The organism is Paraburkholderia sp. BR10936 (genome assembly GCF_040965735.1).
Taxonomy (GTDB): domain Bacteria; phylum Pseudomonadota; class Gammaproteobacteria; order Burkholderiales; family Burkholderiaceae; genus Paraburkholderia; species Paraburkholderia nodosa_A.
In genome coordinates, this window is sequence record NZ_JBFRCM010000018.1 from 121,043 (window position 1) to 140,582 (window position 19,540).

The 19,540-nt window shown below is 61.0% G+C and carries 17 protein-coding genes; 5 read left to right on the forward strand and 12 right to left on the reverse strand.

Features of this window, described 5'->3' with window-relative positions:
- Positions 1 to 132 precede the first annotated feature (132 nt).
- The 7 genes from AB4Y36_RS31220 to AB4Y36_RS31250 are packed head-to-tail and all read right to left on the reverse strand — an operon-like array spanning position 133 to position 8,933.
- Entirely contained in the window at positions 133 to 720 is a 588-nt protein-coding gene (locus AB4Y36_RS31220) for an SRPBCC family protein (protein ID WP_368685042.1), read from the reverse strand.
- Positions 708 to 2,282, reverse strand: coding sequence for an alpha/beta fold hydrolase (locus AB4Y36_RS31225; RefSeq protein WP_368685043.1), 1,575 nt, complete (start codon positions 2,280 to 2,282; stop codon positions 708 to 710). The genes AB4Y36_RS31220 and AB4Y36_RS31225 overlap by 13 nt, the downstream gene beginning before the upstream one ends.
- Positions 2,279 to 3,526: a CaiB/BaiF CoA transferase family protein gene (locus AB4Y36_RS31230; protein ID WP_368685044.1), complete on the reverse strand. Its 1,248-nt coding sequence runs from the start codon at positions 3,524 to 3,526 to the stop codon at positions 2,279 to 2,281. Before AB4Y36_RS31230 ends, AB4Y36_RS31225 begins: the two co-directional genes overlap by 4 nt.
- Before the next feature lie 4 nt (positions 3,527 to 3,530).
- Positions 3,531 to 6,476: a molybdopterin cofactor-binding domain-containing protein gene (locus AB4Y36_RS31235; RefSeq protein ID WP_368685045.1), complete on the reverse strand. Its 2,946-nt coding sequence runs from the start codon at positions 6,474 to 6,476 to the stop codon at positions 3,531 to 3,533.
- A 7-nt stretch (positions 6,477 to 6,483) separates the two neighbouring features.
- The gene (locus AB4Y36_RS31240) at positions 6,484 to 7,350 is read right to left on the reverse strand and encodes a xanthine dehydrogenase family protein subunit M (protein WP_368685046.1); all 867 of its coding nucleotides are present in this window, start codon (positions 7,348 to 7,350) and stop codon (positions 6,484 to 6,486) included.
- A gap of 3 nt (positions 7,351 to 7,353) precedes the next feature.
- On the reverse strand, positions 7,354 to 8,526 hold the full coding sequence (locus AB4Y36_RS31245; RefSeq protein ID WP_083245486.1) for a thiolase family protein: 1,173 nt from the start codon (positions 8,524 to 8,526) through the stop codon (positions 7,354 to 7,356).
- Positions 8,523 to 8,933 (reverse strand): Zn-ribbon domain-containing OB-fold protein, encoded by a 411-nt coding sequence (locus AB4Y36_RS31250; protein ID WP_176732962.1) that lies wholly within the window; start codon positions 8,931 to 8,933, stop codon positions 8,523 to 8,525. The genes AB4Y36_RS31245 and AB4Y36_RS31250 overlap by 4 nt, the downstream gene beginning before the upstream one ends.
- A gap of 198 nt (positions 8,934 to 9,131) precedes the next feature.
- On the opposite strand from AB4Y36_RS31250, the gene AB4Y36_RS31255 reads away from it, so the two are divergent.
- The 5 genes from AB4Y36_RS31255 (at position 9,132) to AB4Y36_RS31275 (ending at position 13,131) form a co-directional block, all read left to right on the forward strand.
- Positions 9,132 to 9,809: a TetR/AcrR family transcriptional regulator gene (locus AB4Y36_RS31255; protein ID WP_342949997.1), complete on the forward strand. Its 678-nt coding sequence runs from the start codon at positions 9,132 to 9,134 to the stop codon at positions 9,807 to 9,809.
- 85 nt (positions 9,810 to 9,894) lie between these two features.
- Positions 9,895 to 10,800 carry a LysR family transcriptional regulator gene (locus tag AB4Y36_RS31260; RefSeq protein ID WP_342949996.1) on the forward strand — a complete coding sequence of 302 codons (906 nt, stop codon included), beginning with the start codon at positions 9,895 to 9,897 and terminating at the stop codon, positions 10,798 to 10,800.
- 118 nt (positions 10,801 to 10,918) lie between these two features.
- On the forward strand, positions 10,919 to 11,596 hold the full coding sequence (locus AB4Y36_RS31265; RefSeq protein WP_368685047.1) for an HAD-IA family hydrolase: 678 nt from the start codon (positions 10,919 to 10,921) through the stop codon (positions 11,594 to 11,596).
- Between the two features lie 4 nt (positions 11,597 to 11,600).
- Positions 11,601 to 12,737 carry a DSD1 family PLP-dependent enzyme gene (locus AB4Y36_RS31270; RefSeq protein WP_368685048.1) on the forward strand — a complete coding sequence of 379 codons (1,137 nt, stop codon included), beginning with the start codon at positions 11,601 to 11,603 and terminating at the stop codon, positions 12,735 to 12,737.
- Positions 12,727 to 13,131, forward strand: coding sequence for a RidA family protein (locus AB4Y36_RS31275; protein WP_069267273.1), 405 nt, complete (start codon positions 12,727 to 12,729; stop codon positions 13,129 to 13,131). The genes AB4Y36_RS31270 and AB4Y36_RS31275 overlap by 11 nt, the downstream gene beginning before the upstream one ends.
- Positions 13,132 to 13,154: 23 nt before the next feature.
- Here the strand turns inward: AB4Y36_RS31275 and AB4Y36_RS31280 are convergent, their stop codons facing one another.
- From AB4Y36_RS31280 to AB4Y36_RS31300, 5 genes are all read right to left on the reverse strand, one after another.
- Positions 13,155 to 14,711, reverse strand: a complete 1,557-nt coding sequence (locus tag AB4Y36_RS31280; RefSeq protein WP_368685049.1) for a methyl-accepting chemotaxis protein — start codon at positions 14,709 to 14,711, stop codon at positions 13,155 to 13,157.
- 96 nt (positions 14,712 to 14,807) lie between these two features.
- Entirely contained in the window at positions 14,808 to 15,425 is a 618-nt protein-coding gene (locus AB4Y36_RS31285; protein WP_368619745.1) for a hypothetical protein, read from the reverse strand.
- A gap of 417 nt (positions 15,426 to 15,842) precedes the next feature.
- Positions 15,843 to 16,922 carry a galactofuranose ABC transporter, permease protein YjfF gene (yjfF, locus tag AB4Y36_RS31290; RefSeq protein WP_368685050.1) on the reverse strand — a complete coding sequence of 360 codons (1,080 nt, stop codon included), beginning with the start codon at positions 16,920 to 16,922 and terminating at the stop codon, positions 15,843 to 15,845.
- Positions 16,919 to 17,959 carry an ABC transporter permease gene (locus AB4Y36_RS31295; RefSeq protein WP_368606101.1) on the reverse strand — a complete coding sequence of 347 codons (1,041 nt, stop codon included), beginning with the start codon at positions 17,957 to 17,959 and terminating at the stop codon, positions 16,919 to 16,921. The genes yjfF and AB4Y36_RS31295 overlap by 4 nt, the downstream gene beginning before the upstream one ends.
- Positions 17,956 to 19,470, reverse strand: a complete 1,515-nt coding sequence (locus tag AB4Y36_RS31300; protein WP_368606100.1) for a sugar ABC transporter ATP-binding protein — start codon at positions 19,468 to 19,470, stop codon at positions 17,956 to 17,958. The genes AB4Y36_RS31295 and AB4Y36_RS31300 overlap by 4 nt, the downstream gene beginning before the upstream one ends.
- Positions 19,471 to 19,540: the final 70 nt, after the last annotated feature.

A 19,540-nucleotide genomic window follows, 5' to 3' on the forward strand; every position in this document is an offset into this window, starting at 1 on the left:
TTGCACTACTTATGATTAGACAAAGAGTTCCGGACACTTCGATGGCATCGCGTGCTGGCATGACAGGGTTCAGTAGAAGCGGCTGCCGTTTGCCCGCCTGACCAAACTGATCAGAAACATGAACAAAGGGAACTATGACGAACGCGGTCTGGCAAACCACCGCCTGCACTTCAAAACCAGCATTTTCCACAACAAGCCGAGTACGGAAATCTCGTTCGTTGAGCGTGCTGAGTTGTCGCGGCGTGTTGCCGCCACGGGTTCTCTGTCTCCAAGTTTCTCCAGCAAATTCGCCGCGAATTGACGGACCATCTGTTCCGATACGGCATTGATGATTCCAACTCCGCGGCCATACTGCGCCACCTGCCCCGCCATCTGCACACTGGTGCGAACGTCAACCTGGGTGCCGGCGGCTTCATTGAGGCGTGATAGAGAAAACGTGGTCACCGTCTTGGCCGATCCGCGGTTTTTGGTCTCCTGCCATGTGGCCTCAACGGTCGCCGTATGCGCGTCACCCCGCGGGGCGCTCAAGGTGACATTGCCGGAGAACTCCATCGCGATTGGACCCAGCTTGACGCGAATCAGCCCCCTGTACGAGTCCTTGCCGAGTGTGTCCGTGAGCGTCGCACCGGGAAAGCAGGACACCACCAGCGGAACGTCGAGTAGTGCGTTCCAGGCGTTCTCGATAGTCGAGTCGACCGAAAAGCGATTTACGATCTCCATACTTCTCCACCTTCATCCGTGTATTGCTCAAACTGGCTTAATAAAACGTCCGCGTACGCATCGGGCGCGTCGACACATGCAAGGTGCCCGGCAGCGCGCAGCGTCCGTTCCTCCGCCCCATGGATTCCTTGCGTCAACTGCGCCGATACGGTTCTGGGTACACTTCCGTCGAGTTCGGCGTTGAGCACGAGTGTCGGGACCTCGATGTCGCACAGAAGACTGGAGACGTCATCCGTGGCAATGGCGTGCAATATCTCCAGGTAATCCTTTGAAGCGATGGCCGCAATCTGCTGGGCAAGTCGCTCCCGCTTCGGGTACGCAGTGTTTCTGTGGAGGGTCTGCTCCACGTACATGCGCGCAAAGAGATGCATTGGCAGCTTTTTCAACATCCCTTCGGTTGCTGCGAGCCGCCTGGCTACCGTCGGTCCGGAAACGCTTGCGTAAGCACTCGACAAGACCATGACAGCCACGCGTCGACCCAGCTTCGCGGCAACGCGGATTGCAGTGAGTCCCCCCATCGAGATACCCACCAGGCCAAAACGGTCGAGACCGATGGCCCCCGTCACCGCAACAACGTCGCTGGCAACCGCGTCTGCATTCCACGCGCTTCGCTTCGTCGAGTCGCCGTGACCGCGGGCATCTATTGCCACGACTCGATAATTCGCGGTGAGTGCGGGCAGAATATCGTCCCACAGCGCGCTCGATGTCCCGAGACTATGGAGCAAAACGACCGCGGGCCCGTTGCCGATGTCGATATAGGCAATGCGCTCGCCGTCGACGCTCAGAAACCGCTTGTCGTGGGACGGCGCGAACGGCGCTGTCACGTCGAGGCGAGCCGCAATCGATTCCGCCAGAACGTCGGCGGCAAGCTTTGACGAATCCGGGCCGGCCGATTCGCGCAGGAAGGTCTTGATTCCGAGTAATGCCTGCGGAGCCCGGCTGTTCATGAACGCGATGAAATCGTCCTGCGCGTTGTCCAGTTCCCAAGGAGCGACTATTTCGCCGATGAGCCCATACTCCAGAGCGGTCGTCGCGTCGATGGGCCGACCCGTCAAAACCAGACGCGAAATCGCCTTGACATGGACACGCGAGATGAGCACGGACATCAGCAGTGCAGGAGCAAACTGCTTCTCCAGTTCGTTGGCTTCGAACTGGCTGCGCACGTCGGCGACTGCGTAGTCGCTCGCTGCAACGATTGCGCAACCCATACCCGAAGCGAGCCCTTTGACGAAACACGCAACCGGCACCGCACTCGAACGGATTGCCTCATAGAGTGCGAGAATGGGCACCGCGCCCCGTTCCTTGATTGCAGGGCGTGGATCTTCCATTGGGGAAAGTGCCGGCGGTGGCGAAGAGGCCCGGCCTGCGCAGAAGTTCTCGCCTTCGCCGGACAACACGATTGCCACGGTGCTCTCGGGAGGGTCACTGATCACCTCTGTGAGCGCTCGAGTCATTGCGTCATCCAGCTCGTTCCTGCCGTCAGCACTGTTCAGGGCAATGTGCAAAACATGACCCTTCATCTTCAGCAGAAGATTTTCATGCATTCCGATCTCCACGTTCATCGCGATTTCACGCCGGGCGATGGCATGCCGGGTACAAACTGCCGAACAACCCCCTGGTTCTGAAGTGTCCTCAGTTCGTCAGTATCCAGCCCGACGTACTCTCCGAGCACGACGTTCGTATGCTCCCCCAGATGCGGTGGGTAACTCGCATCGACAGGCCCCGAGGTATCGAGCTTGATTGGATTGCCGGGCACGCGCACATGAGATCCCGCTCGGCTGCGAAGCTCGACGAGCATGTCTCTGTGCGCGACCTGGGAGGCGTTCAGTGCTTTATCCACCGTCTTGACCAGAGCGGCCGGAATCGAGGCCGAATTCAGCAGATCGAGCCAACTCTGCGCGGATTCGGACCGAAAGCGCGCCTCCAGTATTTCCCATAGCGCCGCCTTGTTTGCCAGGCGTTCGTCCGGATCCCTGAATCTCGGGTCGTGGACGAGGTGTGGCAAACCGACTACCTTGCACAGGTCCGCCCACATACGTTCGGTGTTGGCGGTCACAACCAGTGAAACGCCGTCGCCGCATTCGAACGAGCGGTAAGTCGGTATCGAATCGTGGCCTCGTCCCTGGGGTTCCGGCACTTCACCCGATAGCAGGTAATAGGCGCCTTGATAACAAAGCATCGCGATTTGCGCATCGAGCATCGACACATCGACGAACCGTCCTTCGCCGGTAGTCTGGCGCTCGACCAGCGCAGCGAGTACGCCCATTACGCCGTACATGCCGGCCGCCAGATCGCCGATCGGAATGCCAGCGCGAACGGGCGCTCGCCCAGGCTCCCCGGTCAGACTCATGCCCCCTGACATCGCCTGCACGATCATGTCGTAAGCGGGAAGATCCCTGTCCGGGCCGGTCTGTCCGAAGCCGCTGATACTGCAATAGACGAGCCGCGGACTGCGCGCGCGAAGCGCCGCTTGACCGAGCCCGAGCCGCTCCATCACACCGGGCCGATTGTTTTCGACAAGGACATCTGAATGTGCCGCCAGCTCCCGAACGAGTTCGGCTCCCCGCTCCGTCTTGAGGTCAATGACAACGCTCTTCTTGTTGCGATTGACCGCAAGATAATAGGCGCTGTCGCCCTCTACGAAATGCGGTGGCACGCCGCGTGAAAGTTCGCCCGCCGGCGGCTCGACCTTGATGATCTCAGCGCCGAGGTCACCGAGAATTTGCGTTCCGAAAGGGCCCGACAGGAACTGCGTGAGATCCAGAACCCTCACGCCGCTCAGCGGACCCGTTTTTCCAGATTCCATAGCGTTATCCTGCAAGTTCTTCGTTCGAGGTGTGTTGGGGAGCGGCGTCGCTGTAGGCGCCTGCGGCATGCAGCCGATCAGAGATCATTTCAGGCAGCACGGGAGTTTCGTCAAATCGGATAGACCAACGGCTCAGCGCATCCTCGATGGCACTGACGATCGCCGCGGAGGCAGGAATCGTCCCGCCCTCCCCGGCGCCTTTGACGCCAAGCGGGTTGTTCGGCGAGGGGGAAACGAGATGCGCCATCGAGATGTGGGATGGCATGTCGAGAGCGGTCGGCAGCAGAAACTCCGCGAAATTCGTCGCAAGCGGCTGGGCATTCTCGTCGTAGGCATGCCGCTCGAGCAGCGTATTTCCGATCCCATGGGAAATCGCGCCAATCACCTGCCCCTCGACGAGCATCGGATTGATCACATTCCCGCAATCGTGCGCAACGCCATAACGCAAGACCTTTACGTAGCCAGTCCCGAGATCCACCTCGACTTCCGCGAACGCCGTTCCGTTGGCGTAGACACTGGCTTTCGGGGAGAAATAATGCGTGACGGTCATGCCTGCATCCAGCCCGTCAGGAAGCGTGAACCCAGGTATCCCATAGGACATCTGAGCGATTTTCCCGAGCGGCAACGCCCTTTCCGGCTGACCTCGCGCGCATACGACGCCACGCGCGATCTCGATCTGATCCAGCGGAACTCGAAGGGCGTTCGCAGCCAGCGCCCTGATTTTTCCCGCGAGCTTGCCGCATGCAATGTGGACTGCATTTCCGGCGTTGACGGTGATCCGGCTCGCGAATGTCCCGACACCCATTGCAAGCTTGCCCGTATCGCCGACGACTACCGTGATGGCATCCATCTCGACACCGATCTGATCGGCTGCGATCTGGGCAAAGATGGTTTTCATGCCTTGCCCCTGCGCGCCGGCGCCACCGACGTCCAGGTGTATGCGTCCGTCGTTTTGCAACGTGACTTCCGCCCCTTCATAAGGACCTAGACCACAGCCTTCCACATAATTGGCAAAGCCAATGCCGAGATATCGTTGCCGCGTGCGCGCGTCCTCCTGGCGGGCGCGAAACGCGTCCAGACCGGCAAGCTCCTCTGCCTTTTTCTGGGTCTCCGGATAGTTGCCGGAGTCATACACCATCTGCGAACCGTCGCGGAATATCAGGCCAGTTTTGTACGGTAGCTGTTCCGGCTGCACGAAATTGCGACGTCGAATTTCCAGACGAGTGAGGCCGAGCTGGTCGGCTGCGGCATCGAGCATCCGCTCCATCGCGAATACCGCTTTAGGCCGCCCCGCACCACGCACCGGCGTGGTGGGTACCATGTTCGTGCACGCGACTTTCAGCTTCACCTGGAATGCCGGGACGACGTACGGACCCAGCGACGAGGTCACCGCGATGATCGGCACGACTATGCCCCAAGGCACGTACGCACCGTTATCGTGGACCACGGAACCGCGCACGCCGAGGATCTTTCCGTCCTGGTCGAGCGCCATCTCGAGATCCCACAGTTGATCGCGCTCCTGGGTAATACTCAGGAAGTGCTCGCGACGATCTTCGGTCCATTTGACCGGCACACCCAGCCTGAGTGCAGCCGAGGCCACGACGAACTCTTCCGGATAGGCGATACCCTTCGGACCGAACGCCCCCCCAACGTCCGGCATGATGACCCGGATCTTCGCTTCGTCGTAGCCGAGCGCTTGCGCGAGGAGACGTCTTTCGAGATGCGGCGCCTGGCCTGAATTCCAGACGGTCAGATCACCGGTGCCGCCATCGAGCCGCGCGAGGGTTGCGCGGCACTCCATCGGGTGCGCAGTTGCGCGATGATGGAATATCTCGCGCTTGACCACGTGCGCTGCGCTTGCAAAGGCCGAGTCGACTTCGCCGAAAGCAAACGGCATGTCGAGCAGGAGGTTTGTCGGAACGTCGCTGTGAGCCCGTGGCGCATCCGGGTCGAATATCTTCCTGATGTCGCCGGCAACAGGCAGTACCTCGTAGTCGATCTGCACCAGGTTCGCGGCGTCTTCCGCGATGTACCGGCTTTCGGCAAGGACAACGGCAACCGCCTCGCCGACGTAGCACACCTCGTCCGCAGCCAGCGGCGACCACATGCGCGGCTCAGTGAGCATGTGCGTGGGCGCCAGGACAGGCAATGGCCGCCGCAGCGCTTCGTCCAGGTCGGCGAACGTCCAGACATGGTGGACGCCCGGTATGGCCTTTGCCGCTTGCGTATCGACGTGCCTGATGCGGGCGTGCGCGTGCGACGATCGCACGAAACAGCAATGCAATGTTCCGTGAAGGTGGATATCGTCGACGAATTGCCCCTCGCCTTTGAGCAGCGCGGGGTCTTCGGTGCGCTTGACGGGTTTGCCGACATATCGCGCGCCCACGGCCGACTCCGAAGGGGCATCGCTGCTCTTCGAGTGTGCGGTAACCGGTCCGAAAACTGGATCGGGCTCGCCGCGCATTCTCGCTGCGGCGAGCAGCGCGGCTTCGACTATGGCCTGGTAGCCCGTGCAGCGGCAGATATTGCCGCTGATCGCATCACGAACTTGCGCCTCGGACGGGTCGGGGTTGGCCCGCAGAAACTCCGTGAGTGTGGTCAACATGCCCGGGGTGCAGTATCCGCACTGCAACGCATGGCGATCCTGAAACGCCTGCTGCAGGATGCCTAGCGAGCCGTCGGCATTCGCCAGCCCCTCTACGGTTGTGACCTTCCGCCCGTCGACCTGGCCACAGAGCTGAAGGCACGAGCGCATGGAACGTCCATCCACCAGCACCGTGCATGCCCCGCAAACACCATGCTCGCAGCCATAATGCGTGCCGGTCTTGCCAAGCTGGTGACGAAGAAAATCGCCGAGCGTCACTCTGGGGTCGATGTCGCAGGTCACAGCCTGTCCGTTCAGTTCGAAGGCAATCCTTGCCTGTTCCACGAATTCGATTCTCTGATCCATGATTCCCTCAGCTTGCGTTCAATGCGCGAGCGAACGCACGCCCAAGCGCACGCTCGGTTACGGTGCTCGCGAGGCGTTGCCGATAGGCGGCACTGGCACTCGTGTCGCCAAGGGCATCGATCGAGCTTGCTCTGCCGGCTGCTGCCTTTGCGAGACCGTCGCTGGGCTGCTGTCCCTGGAGGACGTCGTCGAGCTGCAGACGGCAAGGTTTGCTGCCCATGCCGCACAGGACCACGTCGGCACGGCCGATAGCGCGATTGGCGTCGACGGACACCATGGCCGCGGCCCCGACGATTGCGAAGTCCCCATGCCTGCGCGCGAATTCCTCGAACGCATAGCCGTGCGGCTCGTTCCAGATGCGCAGGCGAATTTGCGTCACCATTTCGTCCGGTTCGATCGAAGTCGTCATGAAGCCGCACGCGAACTCATGAAACGGGATGCGCCGCTCTCCGCGGGGTCCCACGGCGACGATGGTCGCATTGAAGATTTCGGCGAGTGCGGGCTGCTCCGAGGCCGGGTCGAGATTGCAAACGCTTCCGATAAAAGTGCCCCGATTTCGCGTCTGAATATGACCGACCAATCGATACGCCTCCACCATCAGCGGTGCGTATCGATGAATCAAAGGAGATTGCTCGATATCTCGCTGGCGAACCAGTGCGCCGATGCAGACCTCGCCGCCTTCCAACGCTATCCCGTCGAGGCCGGGTATCGCGTTCACGTCGATCAGATGGTCCACATACGCGTAACGCATGGCCAGCATCGGCATCAGCGTCTGCCCGCCAGCGATGAGGCGTGCGTTGTCCAGCGTGGCAAGCAGCTCGACGGCACGCGCCACGCTTTCCGGGCGGTGCCAGGTAAAGGGTGCTGATTTCACTTCTCACCTTCCAAGAATGTGTATTGCGCAGGCACCGTGATCGAAGCCGTAGGTGCCTCCACCGGTGATGTGCGCCAGCCCGATTCGCGGACCGCGCGGCTTGTCTTTCGCGACCTGCCGTGCGCCGCAGCGGCCCTGCAACTGGCGGGTTATTTCGACGATCTGCGCGATTCCCGACGCGCCAAGCGGATGGCCCCTGCAGAGCAGACCGCCGGACGGGTTGAACGGAATCCGTCCGTTCAGCGACGTTTGACCTTCCCTGATCAAGGCCGCCCCTTCTCCGTGGCGGGCAAAACCCAGTGCTTCGTAGTACAGCAATTCGGCGATGGTGAAGGCGTCGTGACACTCGACGAGATCGATGTCGGAAGGGCCGATGCCGCAGGATTCGTAGGTCTCGTTCGCACAACGCATCGTGACCTCGGGAGTCGTCATATCCCTGCCTCCCTGCATGTAACGGCCCGACGTCAGATGCGACGCAAGAATCTTCACGGCGCCTTGCCGATTCGCAATGGGAAAGTCGGAGGCCGCAAGCACGACCGCCGATGCGCCATCGCCCAGCGGGCAGCACTGATGCAACGTCAGCGGCGAGGCCACCTGCCGACTAGCGAGCACCTCATCCACCGACATGGTGCTGCGGATCTGTGCATACGCGTTGAGCGCGCCATTCGCCCTGGCCTTGACCGCGATCTGCGCGAGATCGCGAGGCGACAAATCGAATTCGTGCATGTACCGCTGTGCGCGCATTGCGTACAGCGCCGGCATCGTCAAACCGTTCGCCGCCTCGACATCCTCATCGCCCAGATCAAGTGGGCCGCTGCCGAGACGGGTCAATTGCTCCGCTCCGACCACCACGGCACAATCCACCGCCCCCGCGGCAATCGCGAGCCAGGCGTGCCGGAATGCGCTCGCCGACGACGAGCAGGCATTTTCGAAATTCGCCGCTTCGATGCCGGTCAGCCCCGTCTCCCGTGCGATACGTTGAGCAGCCAATGGACCACCGGATACCGTTCCGCAATAAATAGCGCCGATGCGCGGTCGATCGATTCCAGCTTCATCAAGTGCCTCGATGACCGCGGGCGCGGCGAGCTGCGCAAGACTCACTTCCGGGAAACGCCCAAAGCGAACCATACCTGTGCCAGCGACGCTCACGCTCCTCAAACCGTTCGTCGCGCTCATGAACTTACCTGCCGGGGAACTTCGCCGGGTGCGGCAAAGAAGTAGATGAACTGGCTCGCTCGTTTGTTTGCTGCTTTCACTCGCAATTCGAGTTGTTGCCCCGTCTGGACAGCGCCAGCCTCCATTTCGATGCGCCCGAAGACCCTCAGACCCTCACTAAAGTCCACGTAGCCGACGGTATAGGGCGTGTCGACGCCCCTTGGTCCCATATGCACCACGCTGTGGCAGTAGAGGGTGCCGATTGTCGGCAGCGGCAACGCAACGAAGTCGCGGCCGCCGCAGTGCGGGCACACGGTGAGGACTGGATAGATGGGCGCTTCACAGCCGGAGCACCTCGCCCCGAGTAATGACCAGCCTTTCCCGCCTCTGATAACCGAGGCTGTGCTTAATCGTCTGAAACCGTTCACGCTGGCTCCCATTTCTGTTCGAGCTTCATGGTGTAGTGTGTATTACACTATAGTACTAAACGGCAGCGAGAAAGGTAGGGAAAACCCGGCATTACCGATGCGTCCGATTTCGAAGGACCGTCCGCAGTCTCGCTTGCTGGCGATTTTTGCCAACGGGGGGCAGAATGCCTTCCAGACCGATAGTTTTGGAGCTTGTGAGTGGAAATAGCGAAGGCAGGAAGGAAGAAGCCCATCTCGCGCGGAGAGACTTCCTCGACGAACGGCGTAGAGGGATATCAGCAGCGTGTTAGCAGGGAAAAGCGCGCGTTGATCCTGGAGGTTGCAATTGCAACGTTCCTGGAAAGCGGATACGACGCGGCCACGATGGATTCCATTGGCGATCGCGCGACAGTGTCATACGCGACCCTGTACAAACATTTTCCCAGCAAGGAAACGCTGTTCGTCGAAGCGGTGGACCATCTGATCCATCAGCTATTCTCGAGCTGGAAAGATCACGTCGTGCCCAACGACGTCGAACCGGGCCTGCGCGAAATTGGACGCGCATTCTGCGAGCTCGTTTCAGACGCGCGGTTGATTTCCGCGATGCGCCTGATCATTGGGCAAGCGCGAAACTTTCCCGCGGTGGGCGCCCGCTTTCAACTTGCGAAGCATTTATTCAGCGATATTACGGATGCCTGGTTGCAAAGGCGCGTTGACGAAGGCGAGCTGCGTGTTGCCGACGTGCAGCTCGCGCGCGCAGAATTCATTGGCATGCTGGGCGAGACCGTTTTTTATCCTCGCCTCATGCAAACAGACTACGCCCTGTCCGACGATCAGGTAGAACGCGTCGTCGAGAGCGCCGTTTGCACTTTCCTGGCGCGATATCGAGTCCAATGAATCGCATCGCGGCGATCCCCGCTGCGTCCCTCCCGGCGCGGGCCCACCGAACAATAATTGCAGCCGCAACCGCGATGAGACCAACATGAGCGATTCAAATGACATTCGCTTCCTGCTGACCATACAGGAAACCGGCAGCCTCGTTGCGGCAGCGAGAAAGCTTGGGCTGTCGCCGCCGGCGGTCACGCAGCGGTTGCAGCAGATCGAAAGAAAACTCGATATCCGCCTCGTCGACCGCAGCGCTCGCCGCTTACGGTTCACGGAAGAAGGAATGTTGCTGTGCCAACGCGGCGCACACCTGGTGACACAGTTCGACACGCTGTTCGAGGATTTGCGCGCACGCCGCGGTGGGCTCGTCGGCACCGTGAGAGTTCGCGCGCCACTGGGTTTCGGGCGGCGCTATCTCGCTTCCGTCGTGTCCCGCTTCCAGCAGGACAACCCCGACGTCGACATCGAGTTGACGCTCACCGATCAACCATTGACCGAGGCCGCCGACCGCTATGACATCGTGGTTCATATCGGCGATCTGCCTGCGTCGAATCTGATCGGCTATGCGATTGCGCCGAATGCACGCTTCGTGTGTGCATCCCCAGCGTTTCTGAAGCGCTTTCCGAACCCGGAAACCCCTGACGATCTGGCCGAACTGCCATGTATCGTGCTGCGAGAGAACAACGAAGACGCATCGCTCTGGCAGTTCCGCAAGGGCCGCACGGCGCGCAGTATCCGCGTGTCGTCGAAGTTGAGCTGCAACGATGGCGAGGTGATTCGCCAATGGGCGTGTGAGGGCCGTGGCGTCATTCTCCGCTCGGAATGGGACGTTGCCGGCGATATCGCGAAGGGAAACCTCGTGCGGCTGCTCCCCGCATGGAAGGCGCACGACGCCGATGTGATCGCACTCACCAACAATCGCGCCGGATTGCCCGCACGCACCCGGCAATTCATGCAGTATCTGCAGGCACATTTTCGCCCACAGCCGCCGTGGCGGAGCTAGCCGACACCTCGAAAGACATTCAATCTTTCTGAATGATTGATTTCGTGGGACTGAATTCCCGGCGCCTGATCGAACTCTATACTTGATGCCATGAACGAACCGCATGGAGGCCGCGCTCATGAGCAGTCCATCTTCAACGACCGGCTATCCGAAGGCGGTCCTCTTCGATCTTCTCACCGCGCTGCTCGACTCGTGGACGCTCTGGAACCGCTCCGCAGGCTCGGAGCAGGCGGGGCGTGCGTGGCGCGCCGAGTACCTACGTCTAACCTACGGTTGCGGGCGCTACGTCGCCTACGAACAGTTGGTAAAGCAGTCCGCGGTGCACGTGGGCTTGCCCGAATCCTCCGCACTCGCGCTTGAGGCAGACTGGCTTCAACTGACACCGTGGAGCGGTGCCGTCGAGGCAGTGCAACAGCTTCAACCGCATTGCAAGATCGCCATCGTAACCAACTGCTCGATACGACTTGGCCGCCAGGCGGCAGGAATCTTTCCCGTCAAATGGGATGCCGTAATCACCGCCGAAGAAGCCGGCGCATACAAACCCGACCCGACGCCCTATCGCCTGGCGCTCGACGTGCTCGGCGTGACGCCTTCGGAGGCCGTCTTCGTCGCCGGCTCGAGCTACGACATGTTCGGCACCGCCTCGGTCGGCTTGCGGACTTATTGGCACAACGGGGCTGCCCTGCCCTTGGTAGAAGGTGCGCCGCCTCCCGAAATCGAGGCGCCGACACTGGAATCACTTGTGCCCTGGTGCAGCCGGTTCGACATTTCGGCGCACAACAAACTGCCCAACTGAAATCATGAAACTTGATCAACTCGATACCCCTGCAGCCCTGGTCGATATCCCGCGGATGAACAGGAATATTGCGCGCATGCAGTCGCGCCTGAACGCGCTCGGCGTGAAGTTTCGCCCGCACGTGAAAACGACCAAATGTAGGGAGGTGGTGCACGCGCAACTGGCGGCCGGCGCGAACGGCATCACGGTTTCGACGCTGAAGGAAGCGGAAGCGTTCTTTGCGGCTGGCGTGACCGATATTCTCTACGCGGTCAGTATCGTGCCGTCGAAGCTGCCAAGAGCGATGGCGCTCCGACAACGGGGCTGCGATCTGAAGCTGGTGGTGGACAACACGCGCGCAGCGGTAGAAGTCGCGAGGTATTGCGCCGGGCAGAAGGAAGCCTTCGAAGTCTGGATCGAGGTGGATACGGATGGGCATCGCTCAGGGATCGCGCCGGAGCAGGATGCGTTGCTGGAGGTCGGGCGTATCCTGCATGACAGCGGCGTCAAGCTCGGCGGCGTGATGACACACGCGGGCTCCAGCTACGAGCTTCACACGCCCGATGCGCTGTCTGCGCTCGCCGAACAGGAACGCGCAGGCTGTGTTCGCGCAGCGCAACGGCTGCGTGACGCGGGCTTCCCTTGTGATGCGGTGAGCGTCGGTTCGACACCCACCGCGTTGTCCGCCGAGAAACTGGATGGCGTATCCGAGGTGCGCGCGGGTGTTTACGTCTTTTTTGATCTCGTGATGCGCAACATCGGCGTATGCTCGACCGATGACATCGCTTTGAGCGTGCTCACGACGGTCATCGGCCATCAGCCGGAAAAAGACTGGGTGATCGTGGACGCAGGCTGGATGGCGATGAGCCGCGACCGCGGGACGTCGCGGCAGACGGAAGATTTCGGATATGGTCTGCCCTGTCGTCTCGATGGCACGCCTTTGACAGACTGGGTCTTAAGCGGTGCAAACCAGGAGCACGGGATTTTGTCGCCGGCTCATGAAACACAGCAAACAACGAACCTGGCGACCCGCTTTCCGATTGGAACGAGGCTGCGTATCCTGCCCAATCATGCCTGCGCAACAGGCACGCAGTTCCCGGAGTATCACGCGCTATCCGCAGATGGCGAAACAACCGTATGGAGCCGCTTTCATGGCTGGTAACGAATCGGGCACGCGATTGCCGCGCACGGAAAACCCGGTGAACCTGCGTCCCCCGGGGGGCCACTACAGTCACGTGGCGATTGCAAACGGACTGGTCTTCGTGTCGGGTCAGTTGCCGATCGACGCGCAGGGCCAAAAGCTGACCGACGCGTCGTTCGAGGCGCAGGCCGAGCAGGTGCTGGCGAATCTCAAGGTTGCGCTAGAAGGCGCAGGCAGCAGCATCGCGCAACTGGTCCAGGTTCGCGTCTATCTCGACGATATCGAGCATTGGCCGAGTTTCAATCAGATCTACGCGGATTGGGCGAGCGAGGCGCGGCCGGCACGCACAATCGTGCCGACGGGACCGCTCCACTTCGGCTTCAAGATCGAGATCGAAGCGACAGCAGTGCTATAAGGTTGCTTGTGCTCGCGGCAGAGTCACGACGTACCCGATGCGATCTTGAATTCCGAAACGACATTGTCGAGCAGCGCGGCCTGCTCCTTGAGCGACTGGGCTGCGGCTGCAGCCTGCTCGACGAGTGCCGCATTTTGCTGAGTCGTTGTGTCCATTTGCACGACCGCGCCACTCACCTGCTCGATGTCGTGACTCTGTTCCTGCGTAGCCCGGTGCAACTCAGCCATCAACCCGCTTACCGCTGAGACTGACGACACGACCTCGGTCATGATCGTGCCTGCCCTTTGCGCGAGCAGCGAACCTTGGTCGATCTTCCCGACCGTCGCATCGATCAACTGCTTGATCTCTTTTGCCGCCTGCGCACTTCGTTGAGCGAGACTTCGGACCTCACTCGCAACGACCGCAAAACCGCGCCCGAGTTCTCCAGCCCGTGCCGCCTCGACGGCGGCATTCAGCGCCAGAATGTTGGTCTGGAAGGCGATGCTCTCTATCAGGCCCACGATTTCGGCGACCTTGCTGGAATGCACCGATATGCCTTGCATCGTCCGGACGACTTCGTGAACCACCTCGCCGCCCGCAGATGCCGTTTGTGAAGCCGCCAAGGCCTGTCGACTCACGGTATCGGCAGTCTCCGCGTTCTTCTTGACGGCCCGCGTCAGCTGCGCCATGTTCGCGGCTGCAAGCTCGAGCGACGCTGCCTGTTGCTCGGTTCGCCGCGAAAGATCCGCGCTGCCGGAGGCAATCTCCTGTGCGCCGACGTTGATGGTTTCCGTGCCGCCGCGAACGCTCCGGACAGTTCGCACCAGCGCGTCCTGCATCGTCCTGACGTCCGCCATGAGCATTCCCATCTCGTTCCGATATTCAGCGAGCACATCACCCTGAAGATTGCCTGAGGCAATGCGCGCGAGATGTGTCTTGATTTCAGCGATAGGGCTCACCACGATTCCAACGAGGATCCGCCGAGCGCCTATTCCCACGGCAAGTGCGACCACCGCCGTTGCCGCAAGCATGGCGACCATCAAATGAAAGCGCGACTGCGCCTGCGCAAAACGCTCTCGTTGCAGGTCGACGACCGCGTTCTCGCGTTCCTTCATCGCGCTCTGATAAGACGCCACCGCATCCTGTGTCGCCTTCCCCTGGAGTTCCTTGAAGTGGCCGAAATCCATTTGGCCGAGCGCGTCAGCCGCGGGCAGGATTGCCTTGTCGAGGACCGACCGGCGGCGCTCTGCCAGCTGCTTCGCCGCATCGGAGTCTGCGCCCGATTGCAGTGAAAGATATTTCGAGAATTCTAGTTCGGAATCCTTTAGATCCTGTCGCGCGCCCGAGAGCAAGTCCGGCTCCGGGTCACCCAGACCATACAACGAAAGGTAGCTGTCGAGTGAAACGCGTGCGCGCTGAAGCAAGGCGTCACTGGTCTTCAGCGCGACCAGCGAACTGGTATCCACTTCATACATCGCTCGCAGCTCGTCGTTGTTCAGCTTCAGCGCCAGAATGCCCGCAGAGCTCGTCACAGCAAGGATGACGACAAACACCGAAATTACGCAGGTCAGCCCGCTTTTGATACTGAGCCCCTTGAGCATGTTTCCCCCCGATTCATGATGTGTCAAATCGACCTCTCCACACGGGCCGTGACGACCTTTTTATTAGTATGAAAAGATTCCAACTGCAATAAACCACTACTCCGCCGAGTAGCGCGCGGTCCTCGTCAGAGACGCCAGACGTTCGACTGTGAAGCTGACCCGACGGCTGAGCGTTTGTCCCGCAGCAAGAACCGAAAGCCCGTGCAAGCCATCGCCGTCGCGGATGTAGCGGTGTTCCGATTGATCATTCATCACCTGGAACGAAAACGAATCGTCTTCCGGATATGCACAAAGGCGATAGCAGTCCGTGTTTCCCACGATCGCGAGAGAAAACTGTCGCGCCGGCCATTCGACCAGCGCCCTCCCTCCCCAGCCAGTGAACGCGTGGTCTACCGCCTTCGCCGGTAAAGGGTATGTCACCCCGAATTGCCACGCGAACGGAGCCGGAACGAGCCTGGGAGTCTTTCCGTTCTCTCGTGCAATCCAGATCCAGCCCGCCGGCGCGCTTATGCGGGTATCCGCGTCGCGCACCAGGGCCGGACTGACCTCGATTTCGCACGGTAGCGGCGTGTGTCCCGTATTCTCGAGTTCGACGGCGATTTCCAGTGTCGGCCCGTCAAGCTCATATGTCTGGACTGCCCTATAGCGCTCTGCGACTTCGGCTATCAAGCGGAGACATTTTTCTCCGGTCGAGTCGATTTTCCAGTCGCCCATAAGTGCAACATCGGCCAGCGGAACCCGCCGACTTGCGCCGATTGGCTGTGATCCTGACGACGTCGCCGCAGCCCGGATGTCCTGCGCCACGTTCTGAACCCAGATCGACGGTTGACACGATAGTCGACGGGGAGCAGTTCTATGCCCTCGCCGCTGCGCCTGTCGAAAGACGGGCGTCCACACGCCCCGGTCGTTCCACTCTAGTTGCGCAATCCCGCCGTGGCGCCCCGCCTCTACGTCGAGCCTCAGATAGGCATTCGAAAGCGTCGTCTGCCGATACGCCTTCCCGCCTGTGCCCTGCTCTGGCTCTCCAGGTTGCGCCGCCTTCCCGAAGCCTGGCTCTCGTAAATCCGTTTCCCGCAACTCGAGCATGTTCTCCCCTCTCGTTCGGCCAGACTGGATATCAACCTGAGACGTTCAGGTCGTCGTGACGAGATCACCGCGACCACGCTTATCCCGCCCCCGCTGCCCACCGTGCGATGGCCCGGCCGAGGTCGGCACGAAATCCCCGCCGCCCTTGCGGCGTCGGCCCGCGTGCCGCTCGATGATCCGCTGCAGCAGACAGAACACGCAGAGCAATGCGCCGATGACGATGCGCGTCCACCACGAACTCAACGTGCCGTCGAAGGTGATCAGCGTCTGGATGGTGCCGAGGATGCCGACGCCGAATAGCGAGCCAATTACGTAGCCGACCCCGCCGGTCAACAACGTTCCGCCGATCACCGTTGCAGCGATCGCATCGAGTTCCATCCCCTGTGCCTGCAGTCCGTACCCGGAGAGCACATACAACGTAAAGATCACCCCGCCCAGCGCCGAGCAGAAGCCGCTCAACGCATAGACAGCGATCTTCGTTCTTGCGACTGGCAAGCCCATAAGGAGCGCAGAGCGCTCATTGCCGCCAATTGCATAAACGTTGCGCCCGAAGCGCGTAAAGTGCGCGATGAAAATGGCGATCACGAGCGTCGCAATGCCAACCAGCGATCCGGCATTGAGGGAGCCGCCGCCGACCGGAATATTCAGAGACGCGACAGCATGGAACGTCGGCTCGTCGATCGTGATCGATTCCGTCGTGATCAGGAAGCATGCGCCGCGAGCCAGGAACATGCCCGCGAGCGTGATGATGAACGGCTGCAGGCGGAAGAAGTGAATCAGCGCTCCCATCGCCGCACCGTAGAGCGCGCCGAAAACCAGCACGATCGGCACGACGACCCAGATGGGCCAATGCAGCCACTGCGCGCCCACAGCGCACAGTATCGTGGTCAGGGCAACCACAGCGCCGACCGACAGGTCGATGCCTCCCGACAGGATCACGAACGTCATGCCAATCGCCACGACGAGCAGAAACGCGTTGTCAACGAACAGGCCCGTCAAAACCTGCATCGAAAAGAAGCCGGTGTACATGACAGAACCAAAACCGAACAGCGCGGCGAACAGCACGATCGTTGCGACGATGGGCAGGGTTCTCGGATCGGCCAGACGGCCAGTCAGCTTTCTCATGATGGACTCGTTCCGGTGGATGCGCGTTCGCGCGCCGGGGAAAGAAGATGTTTCACCTGCCTGACAACCAGCGCACGCGCAACCTCCGACTGAATGACACTCACGGCGACCACGACAATCGCCTTGACAACGAGCGTTGCTTCCGGCGGCACACCGATCGAATAGGTCGTGTAGGTCAACGTCTGGATGATCAATGCGCCGAGCACCGTGCCGCCAAGACTGAAGCGGCCGCCAAGCAACGACGTCCCGCCGAGCGTCACGGCCAGAATCGCGTCGAGTTCGAGCAACAGACCCGCATTGTTTCCATCGGCACTCCGTACGTTCGAGCTGGCGATGATCCCGGCGAGCGCCGCCATCAACCCACAGATGACATACACGCCGAAGACGATCGCGCCGGAACGCAGCCCGACCAGCCGCGTTGCGACAGGATTGACGCCAATGGAGCGGACGAAGAGTCCGAGCGCGGTGCGGTTCACCAGAAGCGCGAGCGCGAGCGTCACGACGACCGCGATCCAGACCGAGCAGGGAACCATCGCCAGATATCCATCTCCCAGCCTGAGGTAGCCAGGTGCACCGATGGGAATAATCTGGCCGCCGGTCAGCAACTGTGCAACGCCCCGCCCTGCGACCATCAATATGAGTGTGGCGATGATCGGTTGCATCCCGACGAGCGCGACAAGCAGGCCGTTCCACATCCCGGCCAACAGTCCGACGGCAATCGCCGCCCCAAGCGCCATGCCAACGCGCGACGGATCCGCCTCGAGGATGATCGCGGCGGCCGCGCCCGCAATGGCTACCGTTGCACCGACCGAGATGTCGATGCCTCGCGTCGCGATGACGAGCGTCATGCCGAGGGAGACCATCACGAGCGGCGCAGCACGATTGAGGATGTCGATCGGCGCACCGAAAAGATGACCGTCGAGGACTGTCACAGAGAGAAAGCTTGCGCGATGCGCCACGTCCAGAAGAATCAGCAAGACGAGTGTGATGGCGGGCCAGACCAATTGATGCCGCACCAGCGCGCGAACCGGTTTCATGACTCGCCTCCTGCGATGAGTTGATACACCTGATCCTCCGAGAGGCGATCGCCCGCGATCTCGGCGACCTTGCGACGGTCGCGCAGGACAGCAATCCTGTGACTGACGCGAACCACCTCGCTCATTTCAGAAGAGATAAAGAGAATTGCGAGGCCTTTCGCGCAAAGCGAACGCACACGGTCCATGATCTCGAACTTCGCGGCGACGTCGATACCGCGCGTTGGCTCATCCATAATCAACAGTTTCGGCTCGGTCGCGAGCCAGCGGGCGAGCAGCACCTTTTGCTGGTTTCCCCCCGAGAGCAGGCCGATGGGCTGCTCTGCGTCGCGTGCCTTGATCCCGAGTTGCGCGATGTATTCATCGGCCATTTTTCTTTGGCGGGCGTAACTCAGCATGCGCCACCATCCACGTCGTGCCTGCAACGCCAGAACAATGTTTTCCCGGATCGACAATGCCGCTACGATTCCTTCTTTTTTTCGATCCTCGGGGCAATAGGCAATGCCATGTCGCACAGCGTCACGCGGCGAAGTGAGCTTCGCGCGATGTCCGTCGATCAGCATCGTCCCAGTGTCCGGGCGTTCCGCGCCGAACACCAGCCGCGCTGTTTCGGTGCGGCCAGAACCGAGCAGTCCAGCAAGGCCGACGATCTGGCCTGGACACACGTCGAGATCGACGGGACTCATCAATCCACGCCGACCCACACCCTGCATGGAAAGAAAGGGGGTTGCCGCTGCATCCGGGTGTGGTCCGTCCGATGCGCCAGCCTTCATTGCCTCATTCATGCCTTCGCGGCCAGTCATCTTTGCGACCAGCACGTCGACGGGCAAGTCCTTTGCCAGGTACTCGCCTTCTCGTGCGCCATTACGCATGACGGTGATGCGATCCGACACGGCATAGGTCTGCTCAAGAAAGTGCGTCACGAACAGAATCGCCATTCCCGATTCCTTCAAGCGGCGCAGCACAGCGAAAAGCCGCGCGACTTCGCCGTCATCGAGACTTGACGTCGGCTCGTCGAGAATGAGCACGCTCGCGTCGACGGAGACGGCGCGCGCGATTGCCACCATCTGCTGGACCGCGATCGGGTAGGAATCCAGTGAGCGCGTGACGTCAATGTAAAGATCCAGAGCGGCCAGCGCGTCCCGCGCCTGCAGGTTGATCGCTTTCCAGTCGATTGCTCCGCGCTTCTTGGGGTGCCGGCCGGCGAAGATGTTCTCCGCCACGGAAAGGTTCGGGCAAAGGTTCACTTCCTGATAGAGCGTCTGGATGCCGGCGGCTTCGGCGTCCAGCGGCGCGGTGAAGCGAACCGGCTTCCCAGCGAGGCAGATTTCGCCGCGATCGTGTGCGAATACGCCCGTGAGTACGTTGATGAGCGTTGATTTGCCCGCGCCGTTCTGGCCCATCAACGTGTGAATCTCACCGGGAAACAGCCGAAAATCGACCTGCTGCAACGCCTTGACGCCCGGGAACGTCTTGTCGATGCCGGTCATTTCGAGTATGGGTAAAGGCTTCATGATGTTCGCGAGATCCGCGGACGGCCTCGGCAGTGGTGTCGGGGACGAGCCGGCGCGCTCAGGAGTGACG